Here is a 25,056-nt window from a genome sequence, read left to right as displayed (position 1 = left end):
GGCTTACACTCCGGATGAAAGTTTCAGGATCGCATAGGTCGCGGCGAGCGCGACGGCGATCGAGAAGAAATTGTTGAGCATGACCGAGATGAGCTTCAGCTTCTCGTTGTGGACGTAGTCCTCGATGACGACCTGCATGCCGATCTTCATGTGCCAGGCGCTGGCGACGATGAAGAGGAGCATGATCACCGCGATCGGTAGCGAGCCGAGGATCACCTTGGCGCCGGCCTGGTTGCTGCCGAGCGTCATCATGACGATGACGATCACCGGCAGCATCAGCAGGGTCATCGCGACGGCGGTGATGCGCTGGCGCCAGAAATCGGACGTGCCGGAATGCGCGGCGCCGAGATTGCGGACGCGGCCGAGCGGCGTGCGCATGCTGCGCTTCGGGGTGTCGGGTGCGCTCATCGTACACCTCCGATCGCGTAGGCGATGATCCAGATCAGCACCGTCAGCACGATGCCGCCGATCAATGCGCCCCAGGTCAGGGCCTCGCGCTCATTGGCCTTGAAGCCGTAGCCAAGGTCCCACACGAAGTGCCGGATGCCGCTCAACATATGGTGCATCAGCGCCCAAGTGTAGCCGAACACGATCAGCCGGCCGATGATGCTGCCGGTGAATGCCTGGACGGTGGCATAGGCGTTGTGGCCGGAGGCTGCGGCGACCAACCACCAGACCAGCAGCAGGGTTCCGGCGTAGAGGGCGATGCCGGTGGCGCGATGGACGATGGACAGCGCCATCGTCAACGTCCAGCGGTAGACTTGCATGTGGGGTGAAAGCGGTCGTTCGATCCGTGCGGTCATGGGCTTTTAATGTTTATGGCGGCCCAGCAGGGCGCGCGGGGATCGCGAAAGGTCGGCTCTATTTACGGAGTCGATTTCGCCTGTGCAATCACCAAATCGCCATAAATCGAACCGCCGTTCAGCGCTAGGGCCTTGATGAAACAAGGCCAATCGCGTCTTGGTATACCAGAGCCTTGGCCTATCAACCAAAGACGGAATATATATTCGTTTCTTCAGGATCGCGCCGAAGCATTGAAATCACTATTGGAACGCATCTAAACGGACCATGCCGTCCAAACCGCCGAGAGGGGCGGTCAGTCGCCTCGCCAACCCGTCCGCCGGGCGCTGGCCTGCTCTCCGTCTGGTCCGGTCTGGATATGCGCATCCTGCAATCCACCCCAGCCGAGAGGCGCGGCGTGTCGACCGCGCGAATCAGATCGCCTAAGGCTCCGTACGCAGCTTTCCGCGCCGACGTGTTGGAGAAGTTGCGACCAGTCGCCGGGGCAGGTCAGGGGTGATTGCAGGTCTTGATATCAAGGAGATCGTCGAGCTCGCGCTGTTGCTGATTGCAACCGGCGCGCTCTCGGGATTTTTGGCCGGCGTGTTCGGCATCGGCGGCGGGGCAATCCTCGTGCCGGTGTTTTACGAATGCTTCCGCATCGCCGGCGTGCCGCTGGAGGTGCGCATGCCGCTCTGCATCGGCACCTCGCTCGCCGTGATCATCCCGACCTCGATCCGTTCGTTCCAGGCGCATTACAAGCGCGGTGCCGTCGACATGGCGATCTTGCGCGTCTGGTGGCTGCCGATCGTCATCGGCGTCATCGCCGGCAGCGTGGTCGCGCGCTACGCGCCGGAGCGGCTGTTCAAGATCGTGTTCGTCTGCGTCGCTTGGTCGGCGGCCGTGCGTCTCATCTTCGCGCGCGAGGGCTGGAAGCTCGGCGACGATCTGCCGAAGGGCCCGCTGATGCGCGTCTACGGCTTCTGCGTCGGCATTTTGTCGACGCTAATGGGCATCGGCGGCGGCCTGTTCTCGAACCTGCTGATGACGTTCTACGGCCGTCCGATCCACCAAGCGGTCGCGACCTCGTCGGCGCTCGCCGTGCTGATCTCGATCCCCGGCGCGCTCGGCTACATCTATGCCGGCTGGCCGGCGGCGGCGAGCTATCCGGCCGTCGCAGCGCTGCAAATCCCGTTTGCGCTCGGCTACGTCTCGCTGATCGGCGCCGTGCTGGTGATGCCGATGAGTCTTGTCACCGCACCTCTCGGCGTGCGAGCCGCGCATGCGATGTCGAAGCGGACGCTGGAGGTGGCGTTCGGGTGCTACCTGTTTATCGTCGGCAGCCGGTTTGTGATGAGCCTGTTGGGCGGGCAGTAACAGGTTTGGAGCACGCGCGTCCTACACCCTCAGTGTCATTCCCCGCGAAGGCGGGGAATCCAGTACGCCGCAGCCTCTCGGTTCTGTCCTAGCCGTCTCTGGAATACTGGATGCCCCGCCTTCGCGGGGCATGACAGCGCGTCGTATGGTGGCTCCTCGACGAGTCCACGCCCCTATTTCTTCGCGTAAATGTCCTTGTACGCATCCCGCAGCACGTTCTTCTGCACCTTGCCCATCGTATTGCGCGGCAACTCATCGACGACGAACACCCGCTTCGGCATCTTGAATTTGGCCAGCCGCCCGTCGAGCGCCTTCAGCACCGCGGCCTCAGTGACATCGGCGCCCTTGTTGCAGACCAGCACCGCGGTGACGCCCTCACCGAAATCGGCATGCGGCACGCCGATCACGGCGGATTCGACCACGCCGGGCATGGCGTCGATCTCGCTCTCGATCTCTTTCGGATACACATTGAAGCCGCCGGAGATGACGAGATCCTTGCCGCGGCCGAGAATGTGGACGTAGCCCTTGGCGTCGATCTTGCCGAGATCGCCGGTGATGAAGAAGCCGTCGGGCCGGAATTCGGCCTTGGTCTTCTCCGGCATCCGCCAATAGCCCTTGAACACGTTCGGGCCCTTCACCTCGATCATGCCGATCTCGTCGCGCGGCAGCTCCTTGCCGGTCTCCGGCTCGGTCACGCGCACGGAAACGCCGGGGAGGGGAAAGCCGACTGCGCCGGGCACGCGCTCGCCCTCATACGGGTTCGACGTGTTCATGTTGGTCTCGGTCATGCCGTAGCGTTCGAGCACGGCGTGGCCTGTGCGGGCCGACCATTCGCGATGGGTTTCGGCGAGCAGCGGCGCCGAGCCCGAGATGAACAGGCGCATGTGCTTCGTCGTCTCGCGCGACAGGGCGGAGTTCTGGAGCAAGCGCGTGTAGAAGGTCGGCACGCCCATCAGCACGGTGGCGCGCGCCATCAGCTTGATGATCAAATCCGGGTCGAGCTTCGGCAGGAAGATCATCGACGCCCGCGCAAACAGCGTCACGTTGGTCGCCACGAACAGGCCGTGGGTGTGGTAGATCGGCAGCGCGTGGATCAGCACGTCCTTGCCGGTGAAGCGCCAGTAGCCGACCAGTGAGAGCGAGTTCGACGCGAGATTGTCATGCGTCAGCATCGCGCCCTTGGAGCGGCCGGTGGTGCCCGAGGTGTAGAGGATCGCGGCGAGATCGTCGTTTTCGCGCGGCACCGTCGTGAATTCGCTGCTGGCCTTGTCGGCGGCCTCGGTGAGCGAACCTTTGCCGTCAGGTCCGAGCGTCTCGACCCTGGCCTTCACCTTGGCTGCTATCGCCGTGAGGCCTTCCGCCTTGGAGGGATCGCAGACCACCAGCGACGGCTCGGCATCGCCGATGAAGTAATCGAGCTCGTTGAGCGTATAGGCGGTGTTGAGCGGCAGATAGACCGCGCCGGCCCGCACGGTGCCGAGATACAGCACGATATTGGCGACGGATTTCTCCACCTGCACCGCGACGCGGTCGCCGGGCTTCACGCCGCGGGCGACCAGTACATTCGCCATCTGCCCGGCCCGCGCGATCAGGCCCCCATAGCTGATATGGGCCCCGTCCTGCGTCTCGATCGCGAGGCGTTTCGGATCGTCCAGACCGTCGAACAGGCGGGAAAACAGATTGGCGTTGGCAGCTTGGTTCATGCAAGATTTCCTCGACCGCAAGGCAACAAGGCCGGTCAAAACCGAGGGCTGGATTAGCAAAAACCGCCCCAATGAAGCAACGGAGACAGTTGGCATGACCAAAAACGGGAAACGCGTGGCCTGGGTCACGGGCGGCGGCAGCGGGATCGGGGAGGCCGGCGCCGAGGCGCTCGCGGCCGACGGCTGGATCGTCGTGGTCTCGGGCCGGCGCAAGGACGCCCTGGATACCGTGGTTGCGAAGATCACCAAGGCGGGCGGGGCGGCCGAGGCCGTCGCGCTGGACGTGGCGGTCGCGGCCGATGCCCAGAAGGCGGCCGATCAGATCGTCGCGAAGCACGGCCGTATCGACCTGCTGGTCAACAACGCCGGTATCAATGTCCCCAAGCGCAATTGGAAGGACATGGAACTGGACGGCTGGGACAGACTGGTCCAGGTCAACCTCAACGGCGTGCTCTATTGCATGCGCGCGGTGCTGCCGACGATGCGCAAGCAGCAGGACGGCTCGATCATCAATGTCTCGTCCTGGGCCGGCCGCCACGTCTCGAAGATGCCGGGCCCGGCCTACACCACCACCAAACATGCGGTGCTGGCCCTGACCCATTCCTTCAACATGGACGAATGCGTCAACGGCCTGCGCGCCTGCTGCCTGATGCCGGGCGAGGTGGCCACTCCGATTTTGAAACTGCGCCCGGTGGTGCCGAGCGAGGAAGAGCAGGCCAAGATGCTGCAATCCGAAGACCTCGGCCGCACCATCGCGTTCATCGCGAGCATGCCGCCGCGCGTCTGCATCAACGAGCTCCTGATCAGCCCGACACATAATCGCGGATTCATCCAGACGCCGAACAACAGGGATTGAGGCGCAGCGCGCGCTGCAATCTCTCCTCGTCGTCCCGGGGCGCGACGAAGTCGCGAACCCGGGACCCATAACCACAGGGAGAAATTGTCGCGTGAGAGGGGCACACCGAGTCTTCGCCAAACGTCATCCTGTGGTTATGGGTCCCGGATCGGCGCTTCGCTTGTCCGGGACGACAGCGGAGTGTGTGGCGCGCGCTCGACCACACGGCCACGCCGCCCCATAGTTTCACGCATCACAAAGAATTTTTCCCCGAAACCGCATCGCGAACCCTCCCGTAGTTCGGTCCAACGACGGCGCTGCTGCTTCACGTCAAACCGCCGCAGCCGCCCTCGTTGTCCAACGCAAACGCCGGCCATCGCCGGTCACAATCCAATCGGGAGACTCTCCATGTCGAAGCGTATTGCCTATCTCGCTGCCGCCGCCTTCAGCGCGCTCGCCATCACCGCGACCGTCGTCGCGCCTGTCCGCGCCGAGGAGAAGACCGTCATGGTCGGCGGCGCCGCGATGTTCCCGTCCAAGAACATCGTCCAGAACGCGGTCAACTCCAAGGATCACACCACGCTGGTCGCGGCGGTGAAGGCGGCCGGCCTGGTGCCGACGCTGGAAAGCAAAGGCCCGTTCACGGTGTTCGCGCCAACCAACGCGGCCTTCGGCAAGCTGCCGGCCGGCACCGTCGACAATCTGGTCAAGCCTGAGAACAAGGCGACGCTGACCAAGATCCTCACCTACCATGTCGTGCCCGGCAAGCTCGAGGCCTCCGACCTCACCGACGGCAAGAAGATGAAGACCGCCGAAGGCGAGGAACTGACCGTGAAGAAACAGGACGGCAAGGTCTGGATCGTCGACGCCAAGGGCGGCACCTCGATGGTCACGATCTCCAACGTCAACCAGTCGAACGGCGTCATCCATGTGGTCGATACCGTGCTGATGCCGGCGACGTAACACCGCGCCCCCCTGTTTAGTCCCCCCCGACGGGGATGTGCGGCAAAGCGAGCCGGGGCACCCGGCTCGCTTTATTGTGACCACGGTCGCCCGCAGACTGGATTCGCCGTCGTGCGGGGGCGTAACGAAAGCGGAAGCATCGGCGTATACTCATCGACACACGACGTTCAGGACGGAACCATCATGTCGAGCCTCACTGTCACCGACGAGCAGGCCAGCGCCACCCCGGCCAAAGTGATCCAGCCGGCCTGGGTTCGAATCATGCACTGGATCAATGCGTTGGCCATGATCCTGATGATCCTGTCGGGCTGGCAGATCTACAACGCCTCGCCGCTGTTCGGCTTCAGCTTTCCGCGCGAGTACACGCTCGGCGGCTGGCTCGGCGGCGGCCTGCTCTGGCACTTTGCGGCGATGTGGCTCTTGATGATCAACGGCCTCGCCTATCTCATCACCGGCTTCGCCACCGGCCGCTTCCGCAAGAAACTGCTGCCGATCACGCCGTCCGGCGTGCTGCACGATGTCAGGGCTGCCCTGACCTTCAAGCTCGGCCATGACGATCTCACCGTCTACAATTACGTGCAGCGCGTACTCTATGCCGGCATCATCGTGGTCGGCGTGCTGATCGTGCTGTCGGGCCTGTCGATGTGGAAGCCGGTGCAGCTCTATTATCTCGTGATGCTGTTCGGCGATTATCCGACCGCGCGCTATGTGCATTTCTTCTGCATGGCAGCGATCTGCGCGTTCCTCGTCATTCACGTCCTGCTTGCGCTGCTGGTGCCGAAGAGCCTGCGCGCGATGATCATTGGCCGCTGAGTAGGAGAACCATCATGGCCAAGCGCTCATTCCTGATCCCCGGCGTCGACAAGCGGTTGCTGATTAAGGACTCCATCAAGGCGATGCCGGATTTCACCCGCCGCCGCTTCATCGCGGGCGGCGCCAGCCTGGGTGCGCTCACGCTGCTCACCGGCTGCGATGTGGTGGATTCATCCTCGGCCGACACGTTGCTCGCGAAGGTCTCGAAATTCAACGACGCCGTGCAAGCCTTCATTTTCAATCCCGACGCGCTGGCACCGACCTTCCCGGAGAGCGCGATCACAAAACCTTTCCCGTTCAACGCCTATTACGATCTCGACGACGCCCCCGAGGTCGACGGCAAAGACTGGAAGCTCGAAGTGCGCGGCCTCGTCGACAACAAGAAGTCCTGGACGCTGGACGAGCTCTACAAGCTGCCGCAGGTCACCCAGATCACCCGCCACATCTGCGTCGAGGGCTGGAGCGCGATCGGAAGCTGGACCGGCACGCCGCTCCGCGATTTCCTCAAGCTCATCGGCGCCGACACCCGCGCGAAATACGTCTGGTTCCAGTGCGCCGACAAGGACGGCTACAACTCGCCGCTCGACATGCGCAGCGCGCTGCACCCGCAGACGCAGATGACGTTCAGATACGCCAACGAGATCTTGCCCCGCGCCTATGGCTTCCCGATGAAGATCCGCGTGCCCACAAAGCTCGGCTTCAAAAACCCGAAATACGTAGTCTCGATGGAAGTCACCAACGACTACAAGGGCGGCTATTGGGAAGACCAGGGGTACAATTCGTTCAGCGGGAGCTGACACAGCGAGTAGCGAATGGGGAATGGCGAGTAGATAAACGCACTGGGCGGCTCAAAATTCGCTATTCGCCATTCGCCGCCTTCGGCCCCACCTTCCGCTGACACAACGCCGCCGCCGCCCCCAGCGCCAACAACGCCGCCGACACATTCAGCGCGTAACTCAAGCTTCCCAGCGCATCCGTGATCGCGCCGACCACGATCGGCCCCAGCGTCTGGCCGACGCCGAACGAGATCGTCATCGCGGCGATCGCGGTCGGCCACACCTCCGGCGGATAGTTGAAGCGCACGAAAGCCGTGGTCGAGCCGACGACGGCGAAGAAGGCGACGCCGAACACGACGGCCGAGACCGCAAGCCACGCCGGCGAATGTCCGAGCATCGGCAACGCCGCGCCGAGCGCGTTGGTGCCGAGGATGATCGCGGTGGCCAATCCGCCGCGGTCGAGCGCGAGCACGCGACGCCAGAACCACGGCGTGACGAACGCGCTCAGACCGATCAGGCCCCAGAATCCCGCTTGGGCCGCGGCTCCGCCGCCGCCGTCGCGGACGTAGGCGATCATGAAGGTCATGTAGGCGATGTAGCCGGCGCCGAACAGGAAGTAGGCCGCGAGATAGATCAGCACGGGACGAATCGCGAGGGCGGCGTGGCTGCCTTCCGAGAAACGCGCGCCGCTCTCGATGCGGCTCATGAACAGTGGCACGGTCATGATGGCCGACAGCAGCGTCAGCGCCCACCACACCAGCCACCATGAGCCCGGTCCGAAATATTGCAGCGTGAAGGGGGCGATCAGCCCCGAGGCGAGGATGCCGATGCCGGGTCCGGCATAGAACAGGCTCAGCAGGAAGTTGGCCCGCTCCGGACGGGATTGCGCGATGGTCGCGGCCAGCGCGCCGCCGGCGACGAAGCCGGCCGCCGCCCCCAAGCCCAGCACGAGCCGCGCCAGGCTCAGCGCGATGAAATTCCCCGTCAGCGCGCAGGTGGCGAGCGCGGCCAGGCACGCCAAAGTTCCGCCGCGGATGGCCGCCGCCCAGCCGACGCGCTGGATGAGCCGGGACGCCACCAGCGCGCCCACGAGATAGCCGACGGCGTTGATGGTGTTCATGAACCCGGCCGCCGAGTAGGACCAGCCGAGGTCCTCCCGCATGTCGGGCAGCACCAGCGCATAGGCAAAGCGGCCGATACCGAGCCCGACCGTCGCCGCCAGCGACAGGGTCAGGATCAGCCGCGCGGGGTGTGCGTCGGGCGGGGGACGGTCAGGCGCGTGCAACAGGGGTACTCCGGCCCGCGTAATGTGGCAGGCCCTGCCCGCCTTGCACAGCCGCGCCCCGGCAATGGTGTCTTGCCAAGCGCGCAACGCCGCTCTAGCACTCCGGCCGAATTCGATCTCAGAGGATACGACCATGGCGACCCACAAACTGCTGCTGCTCCCCGGCGACGGTATCGGCCCCGAGGTGATGGGCGAGGTGAAGCGGCTGATCGATTGGCTCAATTCGGCCGGGATCGCCAAATTCGAGACCGATACCGGCCTGGTCGGCGGCTCTGCCTATGACGCCCACAAGGTGTCGATCTCCGAGGGCGACATGGCCAAGGCGCTTGCCGCCGACGCCATCATCTTTGGCGCGGTCGGCGGACCCAAGTGGGATGCGGTGCCCTACGAGGTACGCCCCGAAGCCGGCCTGCTGCGCCTGCGCAAGGATCTCGCTCTGTTCGCCAACCTCCGTCCCGCCGTGTGCTATCCGGCGCTGGCGGATGCCTCGAGCCTGAAGCGCGAGGCGGTCGAGGGTCTCGACATCGTCATCGTGCGCGAGCTCACCGGCGGCGTCTATTTCGGCGAGCCCAAGACCATCACCGATCTCGGCAACGGCCAGAAGCGCGCCGTCGATACCCAGGTCTACGACACCTATGAGATCGAGCGCATCGGCCGCGTCGCCTTCGAGCTGGCCCGGAAGCGCAAGAACAAGGTGACGTCGATGGAGAAGCGCAACGTCATGAAGTCGGGCGTGCTCTGGAACGAGGTCATGACGGCGGTCCACAAGCGCGAATACCCTGATGTCATGCTCGAGCACCAGCTCGCCGATTCCGGCGGCATGATGCTGGTGAAGGCGCCGAAGCAGTTCGATGTCATCGTCACCGACAATCTGTTCGGCGACATGCTGTCCGACATCGCGGCGATGCTGACGGGATCGCTCGGCATGCTGCCCTCGGCCTCGCTCGGCGAGGTCGACGTCAAGAGCAAGAAGCGCAAGGCGCTGTACGAGCCCGTGCACGGTTCGGCGCCCGACATCGCAGGCAAGGGTCTGGCCAATCCCATCGCAATGATCTCGTCGTTCGGCATGGCGCTGCGCTATTCCTTCGACATGGGCGATCTCGCCGACAAGGTCGACGCCGCGATCGCCGCGGTGCTCGCCAGCGGCCTGCGCACCGCCGACATCAAGTCGGAGGGCACCACGGCCGCCTCGACCACGCAGATGGGCGAAGCGATCCTGAAGGAATTGCAGAAGCTCCACGCGTAAGGCGGGCACCGCAATCGTAGGGTGGGTTAGCCCTGCGGACTGCGCGAAGCGCAGACCGCTTGGCGTAACCCACCACTTCTGTTGCCGCGGAAATCAAAGAGGTGGGTTACGCCTTCGGTGAACCCACCCTACGGCACCTGCTCCCGGAGCTACCTCATGGACGCGCCCCGCCCCAAGATCGCGGAAACCATCATCCACGAAACGGTGCGCCAGCGCGAGGCGCAGATCGGGCGGCGCTGCGAGATCCTCAGCCATACCCGCATCGAATATGCCTCGCTCGGCGATTACTCCTATCTCGGCGAAAACTGCGAGGTTGCCGATGCGCTGATCGGAAAGTTCACCGCCATCGCCAATTCGGTGCGGATCGGTGCGCCCAATCATCCGATGGGCCGGCCGTCGCAGCATCGCTTCACCTATGTCCCGGAATATTACGAGGCGAGCGCAACGCGCGACCGCGACTTCTTCGCGGATCGCCGCGGCGACCGCGTCATCGTCGGCAATGATGTCTGGATCGGTCATGCCGTCATCCTGCTGCCGGGCGTGAATGTCGGAGATGGCGCGGTGATCGCGGCAGGCGCGGTCGTCAGCCGCGATGTCGCGCCCTACACCATCGTCGGCGGCGTTCCCGCACGTCCCATCCGCAAACGCTTTGATGATTCCGTTGCGGAGAGCCTGCGCCGCATCGCCTGGTGGGATTGGCCGGATGAGCTCATCTTCGCGCGCCTCGGCGATTTCCGCTCCGAGGCGATCGAGGAGTTTTGCCGGCGCTATGACCCGGCAGCTAATGCATAGCCTCAGCCGTCATTGCGAGGAGCCCGCGTCAAATTGCGAAGCAATTTTGCGCTGGCGACGAAGCAATCCAGAATCTTTCCGCCGAGGGACTCTGGATTGCTTCGCTGCGCTCGCAATGGCGATGGAGAGGCAGATGTGCCCTACGGCACCTCCCGAAACAAAAAGGCCGGGCATGAGCCCGGCCTTTTGATTCGGTAACTGCGCCGCTCAGTACAGCGGGAAATTCTGCGGATAGCCGCCGAGATCGGCCGGCGTGGGGAGCGGCTGGCGATCGATCGGGCGGTTGTTGTTCTCGCGAGCGAAGGACGGATAGCCCACGGCCGGCGGGAAAGCGTAGTCGGAGAACTTGCGATCGCCCGGATTGACCTCGGTGCCGCCGTCGAGCCAGGAGCGCTTGCTCACATAGAGGCGGGTGCGTCCCTGCTGATAGACCGCGTTGGGTCCGCTCGGGCCGTAATAGGGCCGGCCGCGCTCGTCATGGCGCTTGGTCTTGTTGTCGGCCGAAGCCGGCGTCGCGAAGGCCGCGGCAATCACGGCGCCCGCCGCCAGCCAGGTCGCCAATTTGGTTGCCGCAGAAAATTTCGAGCTCATCACGTCCCCTTCAGGCGGCAAGCCGCCAGTCGATTTCGCTCCATACTAGCCCGGCCGGGGTGTCCGCAACTAGGTCTATTGGGTCACACCACGCCTGAATAATCGTGCGCGCCGGCAAAAGTTGCATGCAAACCAGCCACTTGAGCTTGATGCAGATCCTTGATGCAAATCCTTGATACCGTCAAAGTGCTCCGCGCAATTGCGCATTCGCGGCGCCCAGCAGCCAGTCCGACGAGTCCGCGGGGGCGCAGGGCCGGCGCTTGAGCTCGGCATGGGCGAACAATTCGGCGAGCTTCGGCTCGTTGCCGGAGGCGAGCTGCGTCAGCCGGTTCAGTGTGCAGGCGACCGCCGCGCGCTGGGCCGGCAAGCTATCGCCCTGGCATGAGAAGCCGGAGATCTGAAGCGCCGGCTCCTCGCTGCGCTTGAGATAGCCGAGGCAGGACGGTGCCCCCGTCGTGCCTGATGGCCGGAACAGGGTGACGGGGCCGAATTTCGTGTCGATCAGGCCCGCCTGCTCGAACGGGGTGGCTGCCGCCAGGCCCATCCGGATGGCCAGTCCCTCGGCCGCCGGGCGCGTCACGTCGAACTCGCCGCCTTCCCGGTAAATTTCGAGCTCAGCCAGCGGCTTGTCCGCGTCGCCAGCCCAGCGCAGCACATCCCTGCGGCCGCCCTCGGGATGCCTCAAGATGGTGTAAGAGACTGTTTTATCTGATGAATCAAGCCGGCTGACAGCGAAGGCCGGCTGCGAGCGGGAGGCCTCGGTCCAGCCCGGCTTTTCGGTGGGCTCATCGTCGCGCAGGCTGGGCAGCTGGCCGAGGCCCGCGAGGCCCAGGATGGCAAACAGCACAAGAATCCCCACATAGGCGAACAGGCGGGCCAGCGTGCCGACCACCTCGTCGGCGAAATTGGCGAGCGCCAGATGGATCTGGGTGGGGCTAACGGCCGTGCTGGTCTCAGGCGACTGCATCCACGTCCCTAAGGCATGGTCCAACGTTGTCTTGAGGCCGGTTCTCGCATAGAAGCGCTGCTCTTCCTGTTTAAGCGTCAGCTTCAGGAACGGGCTTTTTCATCGGAGAGTGAACGATGGGTTACAAAGTCGCAGTCGTCGGCGCGACCGGCAATGTCGGACGGGAAATGCTCAACATCCTCGATGAGCGCAAATTTCCCGCGGACGAGGTCGTGGCCCTGGCGTCACGCCGCAGCGTCGGCGTCGAGGTCTCCTACGGCGACCGTACCCTGAAGTGCAAAGCGCTCGAGCATTACGACTTCTCCGACGTCGACATCTGCCTGATGTCGGCGGGCGGCGAGGTGTCGAAGGAATGGTCGCCGAAGATCGGCGCCGCCGGCACGGTCGTGATCGACAATTCGTCGGCCTGGCGCATGGACCCGGACGTACCGCTGGTCGTGCCGGAGGTGAACGCGGACGCGGCCGCCGGCTTCAAGAAGAAGAACATCATCGCCAACCCGAACTGCTCGACCGCGCAGCTCGTGGTCGCGCTGAAGCCCTTGCACGACAAGGCGACCATCAAGCGCGTCGTGGTCTCGACCTATCAATCGGTCTCGGGCGCCGGCAAGGACGCGATGGACGAGTTGTTCTCGCAGACCAAGGCCGTCTACACCAACAGCGAGCTGATCGCGAAGAAATTCCCCAAGCGCATCGCCTTCAACGTCATCCCCCACATCGACGTCTTCATGGAGGACGGCTACACCAAGGAAGAGTGGAAGATGATGGCGGAGACCAAGAAGATTCTTGATCCCAAGATCAAGCTGTCCGCGACCTGCGTGCGCGTGCCTGTGTTCGTCGGCCATTCCGAGGCCGTCAACATCGAGTTCGAGAACCCGATCAGCGCGGACGAAGCGCGCGACATCCTGCGCAAGGCGCCCGGCTGCCTCGTCATCGACAAGCAGGAGCCCGGCGGCTACGCGACGCCTTACGAAGCGGCCGGCGAGGACGCGACTTACATCAGCCGTATCCGCGAGGACGCGACAGTCGAGAACGGTCTGGTGCTCTGGTGCGTGTCGGACAATCTGCGCAAGGGCGCAGCCCTCAACGCGATCCAGATCGCGGAAGTCCTGATCAACCGCAAGCTGATCAGCGCGAAGAAGAAGGCGGCGTAAGAAGCTGCAGTAGGGTGGGCAAAGGCGCAAAGCGCCGTGCCCACCACCTCGCCATGATTACGAACGAATGGTGGGCACGCTTCGCTTTGCCCACCCTACGAGAGCGGTGCGTTACACCACGCTCCGTGCGTTCCTGAATTCCTTCGCGACCTGGTCCAGCACGAACAGAGATCCCTCCGCGACGCCGAAATAGGCGCCGTGCGTCTGCATCTGGCCGGCATCCACCGCCTTCTGCACGAAGGGGAACGTCATCAGGTTTTCCAGGCTGCGGAACACCGCGGCCTTTTCGATGCGCTCGACGAACTGCGCCATGCTCTCGTGGTCGCGCTGCTCGACCACCTCGCCCGGCTTGATGAACATCTGCATCCATTTGCCGATGAAGTCGCCAGGCGTCAGCGGCTCGATCTTGTCGACGAAGGCGCGGATGCCGCCGCATTGCGCGTGTCCGAGCACGACGATGTGCTTCACCTTCAGCACCGTCACGGCATATTCCAGCGCGGCGGAGACGCCGTGCGCATTGCCGTCGGGCTGATACACCGGCACCAGATTGGCGATGTTGCGCACCACGAACAGCTCGCCCGGGCCGACGTCGAAGATCACCTCGGGCGAGACGCGGCTGTCACAGCAGCCGATCACCATCACTTCCGGGAACTGCCCCTTCACCGACAGCTCGCGATAGCGGCTCTGCTCGGTCGGCAGCCGCTGGGTGGCGAAGGCCTGGTAGCCTTCCAGCAAATGCTTCGGGAATGTGATCATGGCCTATGCCTAACCATAGACCAGAGGGGCGAACAAGCCTTTCGAATAGGCAGGCCAAATGCTATCGGCTTCAGTCAGAACATCTGGGGAAATCGGAAGGACCACTCGCATGACCCGCCCGCGCCGCAGCCATCTGTTCATGCCCGGCTCCAACCCCCGCGCGCTGGAAAAGGCGCGTAATCTCGCCGCCGACGGCTTGATCCTCGATCTCGAGGATTCCGTCGCCCCCGACCTCAAAGGGGTGGCGCGTGACGGCATCGCCGCCGCGATCGCGGACAAGGGGTTTGGCAAGCGCGAGATCCTGATCCGGACCAACGGACTCGATACACCCTGGTGGGCCGATGACGTCGCGATGGCCGCGAAGGCCTCGCCGGACGGAATTCTGGTTCCGAAAGTTTCAAGTATCGAAGATCTCCAGACCATCGGCCATCACCTCGCCGAACTAGGCGCCGCGCCGACCGTGAAAGTCTGGGCCATGATCGAGACCGCGCGCGCGGTGCTGCATGCCGAGGAGCTGGCGACCGCCGGGCGCGATCCGAAAACCCGGCTCTCCGGCTTCGTGTTCGGGCCCAACGACATCTCGCGCGAGACCCGCATCAAGATGCTGCCGGGCCGCGCCGCGATGATCCCGATGATCACCCATTGCATCCTGGCAACGCGCGCCCACGGCCTCGAAATCCTCGACGGCCCTTACAGCGACATCGCCAATTCCGACGGCTTCGCCACCGAATGCGCGCAGGGCCGCGACCTCGGCTTCGACGGCAAGACGCTGATCCATCCCTCGCAGATCGACGCCTGCAACGCGATCTTCACGCCGCCCGAAGAAGAAGTCGCGCGCGCGCGAAAAATCATCGCGGCGTTCGAATTGCCGGAGAACGTCTCGCGCGGTGCAATCCGGCTGGATGGCGCGATGGTGGAGCGGCTGCACGCCGACATGGCGCGGCGCACGATCGAGATCGCGGATGCGATCGCTGCGATGGGAAAGGGCTGAAGGCTGAGACCTCATGGCTTTGCAACAGCAAGAACCGCAATAGCAATCGCGGCGAAAAGAACGAGCGGCAGGGACCTTACCGTCACGGGTGAGGCGCCCGCTCCCAGTCGCCGAAGACGGCCGCTCTGGACGCCGTGCAGACCTGAGATCAGCACGACGAATCCAAGCTTGGCGCTCAGCCAGCCCTGGCCGAACCATGACCCGGACACGGCAAGCCCCGTTCCGAACAGCCAGACCGCGATCATGGCCGGAACTGTCACCCACCGGTCGTAACGGCGCATGCCCGCGACGAATTTCTCGCTCTCCCGGGGCATCGTCGATAGCAAGGCAAGCGTCAACGAGGTTGCAACAACGCCGCTGACGAAAAGCAGCGCGACAGCGACGTGGACGGCTTTCAGCCAAATGTAATAGTCCGCGAGGCTCATTTCGCAGCATATTCCCGATCCAGAGCTTCGATGTGTCGCCGGATGTAGCGAGACGCGAAAAAGCCGGCGAACGGCACGAAGGCCGAGGCGGCAAGCAGGGCGATCTGGCGCCGCGGCCAAACTCCAGCGCCGACGGTTTGCAGCAGCACCCAGCCGTAGAAGATGAAAGCAAGGCCGTGGAGCGGGCCCATCGCCCGCACCGCGCCCGGCCAGTCCCAAAGATGCTTGAGGGGAACGGCAACGCAAAGGAGCAGAGCCAGGGTCGAGGCCTCAATGACGGAGGCGAGCTTGAGTTGGCCGAGCAGAGCGATGTTGATCTTGATCTCTTTTTTCATGGTCTGACCGTTCGCGGCGGGTAATCGCGTTCCCGGAAGTGGTTAGCGGATTTGGTCACGAGCCCAGGAGTGGCGCTTCTGCCTATTAGTGATCGATTCCTGCCAAAGCGTGATATTGAAGGTCGAGGAAACCCGCCGGGAAAAAGACGTCATGGTTCACAGGGTTTGCATTGTCGCGATGGATCAGGTGATTCCCTACGATTTGACGCTTGCTTATGAAGTGTTCGGGCGGCTCAGGGACGATCGCGGCAAGCCGTTCTACGACGTCCGCGTTTGTGCCGAGGCGGCCCGCGTCGATGCCGGCGCATTTGGTCTGGTGGTGCCGTTCGGACTTGAGGTCCTCACTCGTGCCCGCACCGTGATCGTACCGGGAATAGAGAATCCTCTCGCTCCAAGATCGAAAACCATTCTCCGCGCGTTGCAGAGGGCTCACCGCCGCGGAGCGAGAATTGCCTCGATCTGTTCCGGCGCCTTCGTCCTCGCAGAGGCCGGCCTTCTGGACGGGCGCCGGGCCACCACTCACTGGCTGTGTGCCGATCATCTCGCCAGCCGCTATCCGCAAGTGAAGGTCGATCCGAATGTCCTCTATGTCGATGAGGGGGAGATCGTGACATCGGCCGGAGCATCGGCAGGGATGGACATGTGTCTTCACCTCGTGCGGCGTGATCTCGGCCAGGCCGTTGCAACTCATGCCGCGCGGCTGGCTGTTGCTCCCGTCAACCGGGAAGGTGGTCAGGCACAATTCATCCGGCGCGATCCGCCGCGTTCGAGCGGTTCTCTCGCGCCGCATCTCGAATGGATTGCGGCTCATCTGGCGAAGCCGCTCACGGTGGCGCGGATGGCGACTCAGGCCGGCATGAGCGAAAGAAGTTTTGCGCGCCATTTCCGGGAGCAGATCGGGACTACTCCGATGCAATGGCTGCTGAACGCGCGGATCCGTCGGGCACAGGAGCTGCTGGAGAGCAGCACAGCCTACGTGGACCAGATTGCCGCTGCTTGCGGCTTTCAGTCGAGCGTCACGTTCCGTTCGAGCTTTCGCCGGATCGCCGGGGTCAGTCCTGCTGACTACCGGCGCCGGTTCAACGACGCGCAGACATCCGACGCGCCGGGATTAAAAGGGAGTGTCTTGGGGGCCGCAGTGGGCGCGGCATAGCCGCGCCCGGCTCCTAACCCCATTGCGCACTCCAACGGTCGCCGCACTCAGATCGTCTGACCGCCGGACACTTCGATGCGCTGGGCCGTCACCCAGCGATTGTTGGGGCCGAGCAGGCTCGCAACCATTGGCCCGATGTCGTCGGGCAGGCCGACGCGGCCGAGCGCAGTCATTTGCGCAAACTGCTGGTTGAGATCCGGCATGTCCCGAACGGCGCCGCCGAGGAAGTCGGTCTCGATCGCGCCCGGCGCGACGACGTTGGCGGTGATGCCGCGTCCGCCGAATTCCTTGGCCATGTAGATCGTCAGAACCTCGATGGCGCCCTTCGCGGCGGCATAGGCGGAGAAGCCTGGGAACGACACACGCGTCAGTCCGCTCGAGAAATTGATGATCCGGCCCTTGTCGGCAAGTAGCGGCAGCAAGGCCTGTGTCAGAAAGAATGGCCCTTTGACATGCGTGTCGAACAGCGCGTCGAATTGCTGCTCTGTCGTGTCGGCGATCGAAGCCATCTCGCCCTGGCCGGCATTGTTGACGAGATGATCGAACGTTGGAGCGCCCCAATGCCTGGAGAGCGCCTCTCGAACGTTTGCGGCGAACGCCGGAAAGGTCGACACCGATGTGACGTCGAGCTGGAGCGCGACGGCCTTTCGGCCGAGCGCCTCGATCTCGGTGACGACCTCGCGGGCGGCGGTGGCGCCGCTGCGATAGGTCACGATGACGTCACCGCCGTGACGCGCGATGGCGATCGCGGTGTTGCGGCCAAGGCCCCGGCTGGCGCCGGTGACGAGCGAAATGGTGGGCATCGGAAATTCCTCGTGGAGTTGCGGTGAGGTGCTTCTGCCCGCGATCGATCGTCCGATGTTGCCGGATCCTCGGATCGTCTTGCCCAACCCTCCGGAATGCGGCCGGCGGCAGGCTTGCCCAAAATTCCTGTCTTCTTGCCCGATCGCCCGGCGGCGATTGCCCGCGTGCCTGGCTCGGCCTAGAATGGGCCCGTGACAGAAACGCTGCACCAGATCGCCAGCCGTTACTCCGTAGCGCACGCCGACGACAAAGGCCTGGCGTCCACGCCTTTCGCCGGCATCTCGATCATCCGTGAGACCGCGCCGAGTGCGCTGCAATTTGCGGTCTCAAAACCTCTGGTCGCGTTGGTGCTGCAAGGTGCCAAGCGCGTTGCGACCGGCGCCACGTCCTTCGACTTCGGTGCGGGCGATTCGCTGGTGATCGCGAGCGACGTCCCGACGGTCAGCCAGATCACGCGCGCGACGGTCGTTGCGCCCTACCTGTCGCTCGTCGTCGAGCTCGACCCCATTGTCATCGAGGGGCTGGTCGTCGAGATGGGGTCAGCTCCTTATGTTCCATCCCGGCCGCTGCGGGTCGAGCCGACGGAGCAGGAGGTCGCGGACGCGGCGCTGCGGCTGCTGCGTCTGATCGACCGGCCCTCATCCGCGTTGATCCTGCAGAGCCAGCTGGTGCGGGAGCTGCACTACTGGCTGTTGGCCGGCCGGCATGGTGGCGCCATCAGGGCGCTCGGCATTGCCGACAGCCATGCGCAGCGAATCGGCCGTGCGGTTGCGATCATTCGCGCCGATTATGCCAAGCCGTTGCGTGTCGACCGGCTCGCCAGGGCCGCGGGGATGAGCCAGTCGGCATTTCATCTGCACTTTCGCAGCGTCACGTCTCTGACCCCGCTCCAGTTTCAGAAGCAGCTTCGCCTGATCGAAGCCCGCCGCGCGATGCTCGCCGATGGTGCGCAGATCGCAATCGCGGCGCATCAGGTTGGCTATGAAAGCGTCACGCAGTTCACGCGGGAATATTGCCGGCTGTTCGGCATGCCGCCCGGGCGCGACATGCGCGAGGCGAAGCGGCGCGTCGTGTCGGCGGCTTGAAGAGTTCTCCAATGGCGACAATTGACAGGATCTACATCCTCGACGGCGGCATGGCGCAGGTCGACGACGGCTCGATCTACTCGCCGGGCATCAATGTCGGCGTCCCCATGACGTTGAGCTGCAATGCCTATCTCATCAGTCATCGCGGCGAGTGGCTGATCTGGGATACGGGCATCGAGGATGAGCTGGCGAAGCATCCGGAAGGACGCATCATCGCGCATGGCATACGCGGTGTCGTCCATCGTCCCATCGCGGACCAGCTGGATGAAATCGGGGTGCGGCCCCACGATGTCAGCACGATCCTGCTCTCCCATGCGCATTTCGATCATATCGGAAATGTCGATCTGTTCGAAAATGCGAGATGGATCGCCCAGCGAGCCGAGTTCGAGGCGATGTTCGGGCTGGAGCCTGAAGAATTCGGCTATTCGTTGCCGCACTACAAAATGTTGAAGGAGCGGCCTTACGAGATCGTCGAGGGTGACCACGACATCTTCGGTGACGGCGCGGTGCGCATGATCTTCACGCCGGGCCATACGCTCGGGCATTGCTCGTTGATGGTAAGGCTGCCGCGGCGCGGCGCCGTACTGTTGAGTGGCGACGTCGCGCACAACAGGGAGAACCTCAAGCACATGCGGGTCCCGTCGTTCAATGCCGATCCGCAGGCGACGGTCGCGTCGATGGCCAGGGTGGCCGAGCTGCTGCGCGTCGAGAACGCCGAAATCTGGATCAATCATGATACGGCGCAAAGCGAGGGGCTGACATACGCGCCGAAATGGATCGCGTAACGCGCCGTCTCAGCGCGGCGCAAGGTCCGCGCGATCGAGCGATTCCCACGTCGAGGCGTTGCCGCGATAGCCGTGATAGTTCGCCGCTGCTGTGCGGGTCGGCGAGATCACGGTCGCGATTGCCGCAATGGGGAAGGGCCGGGGTGCGCGCTCCGATGTGACTGCGCGTTCTACAGGTTGACCTTCCGCTTTGTGACATCGGGCACATTCATCCGGGGCGAAATCGAGCATTGTCTCGTTCACGCGCTGCATGGTGCAGCCAACAAACTGGAGAACAACCATGACGACCTCCCGCATCGCCCTGTTCGCCCTCACCGCCATCCTCGGCCTCGGCTCGCTGGTCGGCTCCACCACCAGCTCGCACGCCTACACCACCGATTTTCGCTGGGCCAACAATACAGGCTATGTCAATTGCGTGCAGGGCGTGAACCAGCGCGGGCAGGCGATGCGCCCCCAAATGCGCGGCCCGTACGTGGCGGACAACACCGCCCGCTGCAACCGGATGTTCTACGGTCGCTAAGCTCGGTCTCGTTCCCTGGTTCAGAACATCGATCGCCCGCCTCGCGCGGGCGATTCGTTTTGCAGATCGCTCAACGCGGCGCCACGTCCGCGCGATCGAGCGATTCCAGCGTCGAGGCATTGCCGCAATAGCCGTGGTAGTTCTCCGCGGCGGTGCCGTCGGCGAGATCGCGGTCGCACTGGCCCTTGTGATGGCAAAGCGAGCAGACCCGCTCCATGTCGCGCAGCAATAGCGGCTGCGCGCGTCCGAGCCGTTCGGCGCTAATGCCGAGCTGCTCGAGCATCTTCGGCAGTTCGTTGGCGGCGTGCTTGCCGTGGCGGACCAGCTCCTCCAGATCGTCAGGCGCGATCCTGAGATCGTTCGCGATCCGGTCGAAATCGGCGCGGCCGAGCCGCCGCATCTCGTTCAGCTCGCGGCGATACTTCAGCCAGCTCGCGAAGGTATCGATGAGATCCTGGACGCGAGGGTATGGCCTGCTTGCGGTGCTCATTGCGAGGCTCCGTTGGTGATCGTGAATTGGAGCCAGACTAGGCACAATGGTGCAGGAGCGCGTTGCGCTGGATCAAATTGGGAATGAGCCAAGGAAACAGTCTCGTGTCCCGGACGCGCTGCAGCGTGCAACGCTGCTGCGCAGAGCCGGGACCCAGCAATGCGGCGAGATGGGTCCCGGCTCTGCGGAGCGGCACTGCGCGCCGCACCGCGTCCGGGACACGAGAGCTACGGAAACCGCTCCGCCGCCCAGGCATACAGACTGCCGGCAATCGGCTTCTCGCCGCCGCGGCCCTTCGGCGAGATGTGCAGGCCAATGATCTCGGGGTTGGTGACGAGACCGAGATAGCTCGAGGGATCGAAGAACAATTTTGGCTCCGCATGCACGGCGTAGAACGACTGCTTCGGCAGCGCATTCTGCAATTCGCCGGTGCGGCGGGCGAGCGCCGTGAGTGCCGCCGGTCCAAAGATTGCGATGCGAATGTCGGAAAGACGATTCGAGCCGCCGCGCAGACGGCGCATCGCAAACGTGATGCGATGGCGCAGTGACAACCAGTTCGGCGTCAGCTCTTCCTGCTCCATCAGCTCTTCGAATGCGGTGACGATGCCGTGCTCGGGCGGCAGATAGATCACGGAATTGCCGAGCTGGCGCGGCCGCTCCCAGGCGAAATAGGGTTTCGCCGGATCGATCTCGACGGCTTTGAGCAAGAGCACGTCGGCGTCGAGCCAGAGGCCAAGACCCTTCGCCATCAGCTTCATGCGGAAGAAGTCGCTGAACTGCAGCGTGGTCCAGTCGCGCCAGCTGCCGTCCGGCTGCGGCGGCCGCAAGCGTTCGGAGAAGGCGTGTGGCAGGATCGCCTCGGCATCCGCATTGCTGATGCCCGCGGGCAGGCCGGGAATGGTGTCAAAACTGTAGACCGTGACCTTGTGGCCGGCAGCCAGCTGCGAGCGCAGACAGGTCTGGCGCAGTGCGTCCATCGGGCCATGCCAGAAGGTGACGATGTCGGGCAGCATGCGCGAAGCTCTACGGGATAACCAGGGCAAAGAAAAAGCCCCGGCGCTGTCAGCACCGGGGCTCCAAACGAGACTCGAGATCAGGCCCAGGCGCGTTCGCGCTGGAGCTTCTCTTCATAAGTGTCGATCGAGGCCTTCTTCTCCATCGTGAGACCGATGTCGTCGAGGCCGTTGATCAGGCAGTGCTTGCGGAACGGGTCAATCTCGAACTTGACCTTGCCGCCGTCGGGACCGCGGATCTCCTGGTTCGGCAGGTCGATCGTCAGCGTCGCATTGGCGCCGCGCTCGGCGTCGTCGAACAGCTTGTCGAGGTCTTCCTGCGACACGCGGATCGGCAGAATGCCGTTCTTGAAGCAGTTGTTGTAGAAGATGTCGCCGAACGAGGTCGAGATCACGCAGCGGATGCCGAAATCGAGCAGCGCCCAGGGCGCGTGCTCGCGGCTCGAGCCGCAGCCGAAATTGTCGCCGGCGACCAGCACCTTCGCATTGCGATAGGCGGACTGGTTGAGAACGAAATCCGGGTTCTCGCTGCCGTCGTCCTTGTAGCGCTGTTCGGAGAAGAGCCCCTTGCCAAGGCCGGTGCGCTTGATGGTCTTGAGGTACTGCTTCGGAATGATCATGTCGGTGTCGACATTGATGATCTTCAGCGGCGCCGCGACGCCTTCCAGCGTGGTGAACTTGTCCATGGTTGCGCTTTCCCGGGTGGTTCTGGGGGAGGCTCTATTTATCGCGGTCGGGCCCCGAATCCTAGGCCGAATTCGGCAGGTCTCGTTTGCTTTGCTGGATCAAGCCACAGAGGAGGTGCGCTCCCTCCCCCGCAAGCGGGGGAGGGAGCGCACTGCCGTTGCGGCGACTACTCTGCCCGCGCCTCAATCGCGGCCATATCGTCGTCCGAAAGACCAAAATGGTGGCCGATCTCGTGGATCAGGACGTGGCGGACGATGTGGCCGAGGCTTTCGTCGTGCTCGGCCCAGTAGTCCAGAATCGGCCGCCGGTAGAGCCAGACCATGTTGGGCAACCGGGCCACATCGCCAAAACTCTGCTGGGGCAGGCCGACGCCCTGGAACAGGCCGAGCAGGTCGAACTCGCTCTCGCATTCCATCTCGTCCAGAACCTCCTCCGTCGGGAAGTCGTCGACGCGGAGGATCACGCCCTCGCACAGCCCGCGAAACTCCGCCGGCAGGCGTTCGAAGATGTCATGAGCCGTCGCTTCCATCTCGGCCAGCGAGGGGGCCTTCAATTCCGTCCACATGGGCCTGTCTTATCGCGGGTTTCCCGGCGATGCATCCGGCTTTATAAGCGCGGCGAGGTTGACGGGCGCCGCCAAAACGGGGAGCGTACGGCAACCTCCATGGGGACGTTTAGGTGGGCGGTAAAATGCTAGCAAAAACAGCGCTGACGCTACTGTGCATGGGGTTGTTTTCGCCGTTTTGTGGTGGCGCGGAAGCCCAGACGGTCAGCACTGAGGTCCGCATGGCCCAGGCAGGCCCGCCCGACGTCCCGCCGCCGCGCAAGCGACCGGCCCGTTTGCGGGTCACGCCCTATTACAGCCCCGACGGCGTCTATCCCCGCTACAATCCCGGTCCCGATGCGGTCCGCGAGTGCAACGCCACCTATGTGCAAGAATACCGGCCGAGCGGCACGGTGATCGTGCCGCATATGAGCTGCTACTGGCGCCGGGGCTGACCTTACTGTCCGCATAACGCGCCGATCAGGCCGGCGCCAACGACCGCTGCGGACGCGCCATAGACCAGGATCGCCATCACGAGCTGCGTCAGCGGGGTTGCGGTGCCGCCTTCGACGCCTGGTCCTTGCGAGGCAAGCGCCGAGCTCTCGTTGAGCAGGCTTGCCGTGATCGCGAGGCTGGATATGCGCAGTCCGTTTGGCAAGAAACTTGGCATGACCATCTCCCTTAGTCGCTCGACCAGAAGATACGTTCGCCGTTGATCGCCGGTTTTTGTCGGGGTGCGCAATGTTGCGCCGATGCTTTGGGGAACTTCGCCCGTGCCCTCTGCATTCATGTCCGGGGCGCGTTCATCCATACCCGATTCAGGCGCGAGGCTCTAGGGCTCAGCTCTAGTCCTTGCGTCGTAGCGTCCGGTCAGTGCGTGCACCGCAAGAACGATGTCAGGAGATCCAACGAAATGCAGTCCTTGAAAATGCTCGGCCTTGCGGCCGCCGGTGCGCTGTTCGTCCTCGCCGCGCCGGTCGAGCGCGCGCAGGCGGTGTCGCTGATCAATCCGGGTGCCGCGCAATCGGTGCAGGACGAAGTCGCGCCGACCACCGAGGTGCGCTGGCATCGCCGTCACTGGCGCCGTCATCATTGGCGCGGACACCGCTGGCATCACCGCCGCTGGTGATCGGTCGCGTTGAGAACAGGCCCGGATTCCGGGCCTGTTTTAACTTGCAGACGGCCGTGCGATGCCCGCATGTTCGCAGCGGAGGTCGTCATGGCGAAATGGATTGCATTGGCCGTTGTTGTTGGGCTCGCCGCTGCTTCGCCTCGCGCTTCCGCGGCACCGCGTGCAACGAAGCCGGAAGCCTCTGCCGGCACCGCGGTTTTCGATGCGCGGCGGCACCCGCGATACGACGACTTTGCGCGGCCCGCTGCGCGCCATGATCCACGCTACTACGTGCGACCCGTCTACTACCGTCCCTATCCTTACGCCGTGCCTGCACCGTTCGTGTTTGGCTATGGGCCGTGGTGGTGACGCCGCCCTTCATTCATGATGCGTTCACGTCGCTGTCCCTAATTTAATCTTGGGAGCGACTGTAAATGAACAGCGAGGACGCGGGGCGGGAACGCGCGGCGCAACTCCGCTGTCTGGATTCAGGGAGAACGCAATGCTGAGGATGTTGGGTCCCGGTGCAAGCCCGATACGCTTGCTCGGGCTTGCGGCCGTTGCCACGCTGATATTGTCGACCGGGGCTGCGCGTCGCGCCGAAGCGATGACACCGATCAATCCGACGGCGTTGCCGGCGGCGAACGCCGCCAATGACGACATGATCCAGGTTCGTGGCGGCCATGGTGGTGGCGGCCATGGCGGAGGTTTCCATGGCGGAGGTGGTTTCAACGGAGGCGGCTTCCACGGTGGCGGTGGACATTTTGGCGGCTTCCGCGGTGGCGGTTTTCACGGCGGTGGCTTCCGTGCCGCACCGGCCTTTCACGGCGGCGGCTATCGCTACGGCGGATTTCGCCACTATGGCGGTTATCATCGCTACGGGATTTATCGCCCGCATTACGGCTACCGCCACTTCCACCGGCGCTATTATTACGGCGGCTATTATCCCACCTATCACTATCCGCGCCGCTGCCGGATCATCTGGACCTATTACGGCCCGCGCCGCATCTGCCGCTGGCATCGCTGGCACCATCCGTATCGCTATTGGTAAGCACGATCGACATGAAAAGGGCGCCCC

33 protein-coding genes are annotated in these 25,056 nt (G+C 63.9%); 17 read left to right on the top strand and 16 right to left on the bottom strand.

Annotated features, from left to right (window positions below; all coding sequences use genetic code 11):
• Window positions 1-3 precede the first annotated feature (3 nt).
• Together sdhD and sdhC are read right to left on the bottom strand one after the other, a co-directional pair.
• A complete protein-coding gene (gene sdhD / locus B5V03_RS10755) occupies window positions 4-408 on the bottom strand; it encodes a succinate dehydrogenase, hydrophobic membrane anchor protein (RefSeq protein ID WP_129269948.1) in 405 nt (134 codons plus the stop codon).
• Entirely contained in the window at window positions 405-803 is a 399-nt protein-coding gene (gene sdhC, locus B5V03_RS10750) for a succinate dehydrogenase, cytochrome b556 subunit (RefSeq protein WP_129269946.1), read from the bottom strand. Before sdhC ends, sdhD begins: the two co-directional genes overlap by 4 nt.
• A gap of 493 nt (window positions 804-1,296) precedes the next feature.
• Here sdhC and B5V03_RS10745 point away from each other — a divergent pair, with 493 nt between their 5' ends.
• Window positions 1,297-2,157: a sulfite exporter TauE/SafE family protein gene (locus tag B5V03_RS10745; protein WP_129269944.1), complete on the top strand. Its 861-nt coding sequence runs from the start codon at window positions 1,297-1,299 to the stop codon at window positions 2,155-2,157.
• Between the two features lie 173 nt (window positions 2,158-2,330).
• Here B5V03_RS10745 and B5V03_RS10740 read toward each other — a convergent pair whose 3' ends face one another.
• Window positions 2,331-3,860: a malonate--CoA ligase gene (locus tag B5V03_RS10740; RefSeq protein WP_129269942.1), complete on the bottom strand. Its 1,530-nt coding sequence runs from the start codon at window positions 3,858-3,860 to the stop codon at window positions 2,331-2,333.
• Window positions 3,861-3,954: 94 nt separating this feature from the next.
• Here B5V03_RS10740 and B5V03_RS10735 point away from each other — a divergent pair, with 94 nt between their 5' ends.
• The 4 genes from B5V03_RS10735 to B5V03_RS10720 all read left to right on the top strand — a co-directional run bounded on the left by B5V03_RS10735 (window position 3,955) and on the right by B5V03_RS10720 (window position 7,268).
• A complete protein-coding gene (locus B5V03_RS10735) occupies window positions 3,955-4,716 on the top strand; it encodes an SDR family oxidoreductase (RefSeq protein WP_129269940.1) in 762 nt (253 codons plus the stop codon).
• Between the two features lie 387 nt (window positions 4,717-5,103).
• Window positions 5,104-5,658 carry a fasciclin domain-containing protein gene (locus tag B5V03_RS10730; protein ID WP_014490676.1) on the top strand — a complete coding sequence of 185 codons (555 nt, stop codon included), beginning with the start codon at window positions 5,104-5,106 and terminating at the stop codon, window positions 5,656-5,658.
• 183 nt (window positions 5,659-5,841) lie between these two features.
• Entirely contained in the window at window positions 5,842-6,471 is a 630-nt protein-coding gene (locus tag B5V03_RS10725) for a cytochrome b/b6 domain-containing protein (protein ID WP_129269938.1), read from the top strand.
• Between the two features lie 14 nt (window positions 6,472-6,485).
• On the top strand, window positions 6,486-7,268 hold the full coding sequence (locus B5V03_RS10720; protein WP_129269936.1) for a molybdopterin-binding protein: 783 nt from the start codon (window positions 6,486-6,488) through the stop codon (window positions 7,266-7,268).
• Between the two features lie 61 nt (window positions 7,269-7,329).
• Here the strand turns inward: B5V03_RS10720 and B5V03_RS10715 are convergent, their stop codons facing one another.
• Window positions 7,330-8,532, bottom strand: coding sequence for a YbfB/YjiJ family MFS transporter (locus B5V03_RS10715; RefSeq protein ID WP_164987926.1), 1,203 nt, complete (start codon window positions 8,530-8,532; stop codon window positions 7,330-7,332).
• A 133-nt stretch (window positions 8,533-8,665) separates the two neighbouring features.
• On the opposite strand from B5V03_RS10715, the gene leuB reads away from it, so the two are divergent.
• Window positions 8,666-9,778, top strand: coding sequence for a 3-isopropylmalate dehydrogenase (leuB, locus tag B5V03_RS10710; protein ID WP_129269934.1), 1,113 nt, complete (start codon window positions 8,666-8,668; stop codon window positions 9,776-9,778).
• A 156-nt stretch (window positions 9,779-9,934) separates the two neighbouring features.
• On the top strand, window positions 9,935-10,570 hold the full coding sequence (locus B5V03_RS10705; protein ID WP_129269932.1) for an acetyltransferase: 636 nt from the start codon (window positions 9,935-9,937) through the stop codon (window positions 10,568-10,570).
• A 207-nt stretch (window positions 10,571-10,777) separates the two neighbouring features.
• Here B5V03_RS10705 and B5V03_RS10700 read toward each other — a convergent pair whose 3' ends face one another.
• Together B5V03_RS10700 and B5V03_RS10695 are read right to left on the bottom strand one after the other, a co-directional pair.
• Window positions 10,778-11,161 carry a hypothetical protein gene (locus B5V03_RS10700; RefSeq protein WP_129269930.1) on the bottom strand — a complete coding sequence of 128 codons (384 nt, stop codon included), beginning with the start codon at window positions 11,159-11,161 and terminating at the stop codon, window positions 10,778-10,780.
• A gap of 181 nt (window positions 11,162-11,342) precedes the next feature.
• On the bottom strand, window positions 11,343-12,128 hold the full coding sequence (locus tag B5V03_RS10695) for a hypothetical protein (protein ID WP_129269928.1): 786 nt from the start codon (window positions 12,126-12,128) through the stop codon (window positions 11,343-11,345).
• 116 nt (window positions 12,129-12,244) lie between these two features.
• Here B5V03_RS10695 and B5V03_RS10690 point away from each other — a divergent pair, with 116 nt between their 5' ends.
• A complete protein-coding gene (locus tag B5V03_RS10690) occupies window positions 12,245-13,279 on the top strand; it encodes an aspartate-semialdehyde dehydrogenase (RefSeq protein WP_129269926.1) in 1,035 nt (344 codons plus the stop codon).
• Between the two features lie 111 nt (window positions 13,280-13,390).
• Here the strand turns inward: B5V03_RS10690 and B5V03_RS10685 are convergent, their stop codons facing one another.
• The gene (locus B5V03_RS10685; RefSeq protein ID WP_129269924.1) at window positions 13,391-14,035 is read right to left on the bottom strand and encodes a carbonic anhydrase; all 645 of its coding nucleotides are present in this window, start codon (window positions 14,033-14,035) and stop codon (window positions 13,391-13,393) included.
• A 109-nt stretch (window positions 14,036-14,144) separates the two neighbouring features.
• Here B5V03_RS10685 and B5V03_RS10680 point away from each other — a divergent pair, with 109 nt between their 5' ends.
• Window positions 14,145-15,026: an HpcH/HpaI aldolase/citrate lyase family protein gene (locus B5V03_RS10680; protein WP_129269922.1), complete on the top strand. Its 882-nt coding sequence runs from the start codon at window positions 14,145-14,147 to the stop codon at window positions 15,024-15,026.
• An 11-nt stretch (window positions 15,027-15,037) separates the two neighbouring features.
• On the opposite strand, the gene B5V03_RS10675 is transcribed toward B5V03_RS10680, so the two are convergent.
• Together B5V03_RS10675 and B5V03_RS10670 are read right to left on the bottom strand one after the other, a co-directional pair.
• Window positions 15,038-15,451, bottom strand: coding sequence for a CopD family protein (locus B5V03_RS10675; protein WP_129269920.1), 414 nt, complete (start codon window positions 15,449-15,451; stop codon window positions 15,038-15,040).
• A complete protein-coding gene (locus B5V03_RS10670; protein ID WP_129269918.1) occupies window positions 15,448-15,786 on the bottom strand; it encodes a DUF3817 domain-containing protein in 339 nt (112 codons plus the stop codon). The genes B5V03_RS10675 and B5V03_RS10670 overlap by 4 nt, the downstream gene beginning before the upstream one ends.
• A gap of 115 nt (window positions 15,787-15,901) precedes the next feature.
• Between B5V03_RS10670 and B5V03_RS10665 the strand changes: the two genes are divergently transcribed.
• A complete protein-coding gene (locus B5V03_RS10665; protein WP_245502193.1) occupies window positions 15,902-16,939 on the top strand; it encodes a GlxA family transcriptional regulator in 1,038 nt (345 codons plus the stop codon).
• Window positions 16,940-16,986: 47 nt separating this feature from the next.
• Here B5V03_RS10665 and B5V03_RS10660 read toward each other — a convergent pair whose 3' ends face one another.
• Window positions 16,987-17,742 carry an SDR family NAD(P)-dependent oxidoreductase gene (locus B5V03_RS10660; protein ID WP_129269916.1) on the bottom strand — a complete coding sequence of 252 codons (756 nt, stop codon included), beginning with the start codon at window positions 17,740-17,742 and terminating at the stop codon, window positions 16,987-16,989.
• Window positions 17,743-17,934: 192 nt separating this feature from the next.
• On the opposite strand from B5V03_RS10660, the gene B5V03_RS10655 reads away from it, so the two are divergent.
• Together B5V03_RS10655 and B5V03_RS10650 are read left to right on the top strand one after the other, a co-directional pair.
• A complete protein-coding gene (locus B5V03_RS10655) occupies window positions 17,935-18,828 on the top strand; it encodes an AraC family transcriptional regulator (protein ID WP_129269914.1) in 894 nt (297 codons plus the stop codon).
• Between the two features lie 11 nt (window positions 18,829-18,839).
• Complete coding sequence (locus tag B5V03_RS10650; RefSeq protein ID WP_129269912.1) at window positions 18,840-19,613, top strand: N-acyl homoserine lactonase family protein; 774 nt, start codon at window positions 18,840-18,842, stop codon at window positions 19,611-19,613.
• Window positions 19,614-19,622: 9 nt separating this feature from the next.
• Here B5V03_RS10650 and B5V03_RS41415 read toward each other — a convergent pair whose 3' ends face one another.
• On the bottom strand, window positions 19,623-19,910 hold the full coding sequence (locus B5V03_RS41415) for a hypothetical protein (RefSeq protein WP_164987916.1): 288 nt from the start codon (window positions 19,908-19,910) through the stop codon (window positions 19,623-19,625).
• On the opposite strand from B5V03_RS41415, the gene B5V03_RS10645 reads away from it, so the two are divergent.
• Entirely contained in the window at window positions 19,894-20,133 is a 240-nt protein-coding gene (locus tag B5V03_RS10645) for a hypothetical protein (protein WP_129269910.1), read from the top strand. The two genes, B5V03_RS41415 and B5V03_RS10645, sit on opposite strands and share 17 nt — an antisense overlap.
• Before the next feature lie 70 nt (window positions 20,134-20,203).
• On the opposite strand, the gene B5V03_RS10640 is transcribed toward B5V03_RS10645, so the two are convergent.
• From B5V03_RS10640 to B5V03_RS10625, 4 genes are all read right to left on the bottom strand, one after another.
• Window positions 20,204-20,623: a hypothetical protein gene (locus tag B5V03_RS10640; RefSeq protein WP_129269908.1), complete on the bottom strand. Its 420-nt coding sequence runs from the start codon at window positions 20,621-20,623 to the stop codon at window positions 20,204-20,206.
• A gap of 227 nt (window positions 20,624-20,850) precedes the next feature.
• Window positions 20,851-21,636 (bottom strand): hypothetical protein, encoded by a 786-nt coding sequence (locus B5V03_RS10635; RefSeq protein WP_129269906.1) that lies wholly within the window; start codon window positions 21,634-21,636, stop codon window positions 20,851-20,853.
• 80 nt (window positions 21,637-21,716) lie between these two features.
• Entirely contained in the window at window positions 21,717-22,322 is a 606-nt protein-coding gene (leuD, locus tag B5V03_RS10630; RefSeq protein WP_129269904.1) for a 3-isopropylmalate dehydratase small subunit, read from the bottom strand.
• A gap of 167 nt (window positions 22,323-22,489) precedes the next feature.
• The gene (locus B5V03_RS10625; protein ID WP_129269902.1) at window positions 22,490-22,888 is read right to left on the bottom strand and encodes a metallopeptidase family protein; all 399 of its coding nucleotides are present in this window, start codon (window positions 22,886-22,888) and stop codon (window positions 22,490-22,492) included.
• Window positions 22,889-23,046: 158 nt separating this feature from the next.
• Between B5V03_RS10625 and B5V03_RS10620 the strand changes: the two genes are divergently transcribed.
• Complete coding sequence (locus B5V03_RS10620) at window positions 23,047-23,322, top strand: hypothetical protein (RefSeq protein WP_164988024.1); 276 nt, start codon at window positions 23,047-23,049, stop codon at window positions 23,320-23,322.
• Between the two features lie 2 nt (window positions 23,323-23,324).
• On the opposite strand, the gene B5V03_RS41410 is transcribed toward B5V03_RS10620, so the two are convergent.
• Window positions 23,325-23,537 carry a hypothetical protein gene (locus B5V03_RS41410; protein ID WP_245502192.1) on the bottom strand — a complete coding sequence of 71 codons (213 nt, stop codon included), beginning with the start codon at window positions 23,535-23,537 and terminating at the stop codon, window positions 23,325-23,327.
• 243 nt (window positions 23,538-23,780) lie between these two features.
• Between B5V03_RS41410 and B5V03_RS10610 the strand changes: the two genes are divergently transcribed.
• The 3 genes from B5V03_RS10610 to B5V03_RS10600 all read left to right on the top strand — a co-directional run bounded on the left by B5V03_RS10610 (window position 23,781) and on the right by B5V03_RS10600 (window position 25,029).
• Window positions 23,781-23,996 carry a hypothetical protein gene (locus tag B5V03_RS10610; RefSeq protein WP_129269898.1) on the top strand — a complete coding sequence of 72 codons (216 nt, stop codon included), beginning with the start codon at window positions 23,781-23,783 and terminating at the stop codon, window positions 23,994-23,996.
• A 69-nt stretch (window positions 23,997-24,065) separates the two neighbouring features.
• A complete protein-coding gene (locus B5V03_RS10605; protein WP_129269896.1) occupies window positions 24,066-24,347 on the top strand; it encodes a hypothetical protein in 282 nt (93 codons plus the stop codon).
• Between the two features lie 133 nt (window positions 24,348-24,480).
• On the top strand, window positions 24,481-25,029 hold the full coding sequence (locus B5V03_RS10600; RefSeq protein ID WP_129269894.1) for a hypothetical protein: 549 nt from the start codon (window positions 24,481-24,483) through the stop codon (window positions 25,027-25,029).
• The last annotated feature ends 27 nt before the right edge of the window (window positions 25,030-25,056 follow it).

Source organism: Bradyrhizobium betae (genome assembly GCF_004123905.1).
Classification (GTDB): Bacteria; Pseudomonadota; Alphaproteobacteria; order Rhizobiales; family Xanthobacteraceae; genus Bradyrhizobium; species Bradyrhizobium betae_A.
This window is presented reverse-complemented; position numbering and strand designations above follow the sequence as displayed.